This is a genomic window from Streptomyces sp. UH6, assembly GCF_013421635.1.
Classification (GTDB): Bacteria; Actinomycetota; Actinomycetes; order Streptomycetales; family Streptomycetaceae; genus Streptomyces; species Streptomyces abyssomicinicus.
Genome location: NZ_JACADT010000865.1, coordinates 1 through 2434, shown reverse-complemented (window position 1 = coordinate 2434; position 2434 = coordinate 1). Strand labels below are relative to the sequence as shown.

The following is a 2434-nucleotide window of genomic DNA, read 5'->3' as shown; positions in this document are numbered from 1 at the left end:
CACGGTCGGCGGGCGCCGCCTGGCTCAGCGACCGGGGCTACCGGACCGCCTCCTTCGCCTACGAGGAACTGGCCGTCCTGGTCCGGGACGGCCTGGACGCGCACCTGCCGCCGGGGTCCACCGCACTGCTCGCCGCGGCCCTCGCCGAGGGCTTCGACGGCAACCCGCTGGACCGGCTGGGCGACGACCCGGAGCCGTGGTGGACGGCGTACCTGCGCCACCTGGTTCCGCCGGTCCTGCACCTGTTCCACCGGCACGGCGTGGTGCTCGAGGCGCACCTGCAGAACTGCCTGATCGCCGTCGACACCGCCGGTCGGCCGGTGCGCGCCCTCTTCCGCGACGCCGAGGGCGTCAAGACGGTGCCCCCGGCCGGCCGGGCGGCGGGCTGGGAACGCCTGGTCTACTGCCTGATCGTGAACCACCTGGGCGAACTGGCCGGAGCCCTGCGGGAACGGCACCCGGCGTTCGACCCGTGGCCCCCGGTCCGCCGTGAGCTGGCCCGGCACGACGTCCCCGAGGCCCACGCGCTGCTCACCCGGCCGACCCTGCCCGGCAAGACCAACCTGCTGCTGCGCTGGACCGGGGCCGACGGCGCCGACGCCCGCTACCTCCCGCTGCCGAACCCGCTGGCGCGACCGGTGTGAGCGGACGGCCGCCCGCGCACGGAGCTGCGACCGGGGACGGAAGGCCTCACCCTGGGAAGTGGCCGCACCCGGGAAGCGGTGCGACCCCAGCCCGCCGAGGACAGCGAGGAGCCGACGATGGCCAGGAGCGGTGACGGGGACAAGAAGCTGCACAAGGGCGACAAGGTCGCCTGGAGCAGTCATGGCAGCGAGACCGAGGGGAAGGTGGAGAAGAAGATCACCGAGCGGACCGAGGCCGCGGGTCGCACCGTGGACGCCTCGTCGGAGGACCCGCAGTACCAGGTCCGCAGCGAGAAGTCGGGCAGGTCCGCGGTGCACAAGCCGTCCTCGCTCAAGAAGAAGAAGTGACCCGCGTGGACGACGACGAGCGGAAGCGGACCTGGTCCGAGTTCCGCGAGCTGGTGAACATGAAGCCGGCCGACCTGGAGGAATGGCTGGCCTCCCCGGAGTCCGAGGCCGCGGGGCAGCACAAGGACGGCGGCGAGTCGACCGGACACGCCTCGGGCCGCAGAATCGCGGAGATCCTGCACACCCCGAAGAGCGACCTCACCGACGACGACTACCGGCACATGCGCAAGGTCGTCGGCTACGTCCGGCGCCACCTGGCCCAGCGGCCCTCGGGCGACGTGCGGGAGACCCGCTGGAGGTACTCGCTCATGAACTGGGGCCACGACCCGCTGGCCTGACCGCCCCGGCCGCCCGGTTACGATGCCCACTTCGTGCCGAAGGCCCGGAACACCCGGCGCGCCGCCCCCTCCGCGGGGCGCGGACGCGTCCGGTCCGGCCCGAACGGCAAGGCGAACGACCGGTAGGGCCTGGGAGAATGCTGAGAGAGGTCGCTGTCACCCGTTACGTCGCGCCCCTGCGGACCGGCGGATCCGTGCCCGGGGTCGTCGAGGCGGACGACCTCGGCACCTACGTCGTCAAGTTCACCGGCTCCGCGCAGGGCCGCAAGGCGCTGGTCGCCGAGGTGATCGTCGGGGAACTGGGCCGCCGGCTGGGCCTGCGGGTGCCGGAACTGGTGCGGGCCCACTTCGACCCGGCCCTCGGCGCGCACGAGCCGCACGCCGAGGTCCGCGGCCTGCTGGAGGCCAGCGCGGGACTCAACCTCGGCATGGACTACCTCTCCGGCGGCGCCGACCTCACTCCGGAGCTCGCCGCGACCTTCCGCGTCGACCCCCTGGAGGCGGGCCGTGTCGTCTGGCTCGACGCCCTGACCGCCAACGTCGACCGCACGGTGCACAGCTCCAACCTGATGGTGTGGCCCACCCGCGGCACCGCCCCCGCCCGGCTGTGGCTGATCGACCACGGCGCGGCCCTGGTCTTCCACCACCGCTGGGACGGGACCGCCCCGGACAAGGTGTACGACCTCCGCCACCACGCCCTGGGCCGGTACGCCCCGGACACCCGGGCCGCCGACTCGGAGCTGGCGCCCCGGGTCACCGAGGAACTGCTGCGCGAGGTGGTCGCCGAGGTGCCGGACGAGTGGCTGGCCGACGAGCCGGGCTTCGCGGACCCGCAGGCGGTCCGCGACGCCTACGCCGACTGGCTGACCGCCCGCGCAGCCTCCTCGGCCGCCTGGCTGCCCACCGACTTCCCCAGCGGCGACCAGCTCGCCGCGGAGGAGCACGCCCGCCGTGAGAAGAGCCGCCGGGGACGCCCCGGATGGCTCCAGCGCGTCCCCGACCTGCACGGCAAGCCGGGCGCCGAGCAGGACTGGTCCGTCCACCTGGACGGAACCGGCTGACCGGCGCCGGCCGAAGTCGGCCCCGGGACCCGGTCGCCCCGCC

4 protein-coding genes are annotated in these 2434 nt (G+C 74.3%); all 4 read left to right on the top strand.

The genetic code is table 11. The features are described from left to right. Positions 1-644: ferric iron reductase (locus HW445_RS26875; protein ID WP_218957425.1), on the top strand; the 644-nt coding region annotated here is incomplete at its 5' end. A 117-nt stretch (positions 645-761) separates the two neighbouring features. Further along, positions 762-992 carry a DUF2945 domain-containing protein gene (locus HW445_RS26870; protein WP_180223468.1) on the top strand — a complete coding sequence of 77 codons (231 nt, stop codon included), beginning with the start codon at positions 762-764 and terminating at the stop codon, positions 990-992. A gap of 5 nt (positions 993-997) precedes the next feature. Then, entirely contained in the window at positions 998-1330 is a 333-nt protein-coding gene (locus tag HW445_RS26865) for a DUF3140 domain-containing protein (protein WP_180223469.1), read from the top strand. 137 nt (positions 1331-1467) lie between these two features. Beyond that, complete coding sequence (locus tag HW445_RS26860; RefSeq protein ID WP_180223467.1) at positions 1468-2391, top strand: HipA family kinase; 924 nt, start codon at positions 1468-1470, stop codon at positions 2389-2391. Positions 2392-2434 lie beyond the last annotated feature (43 nt).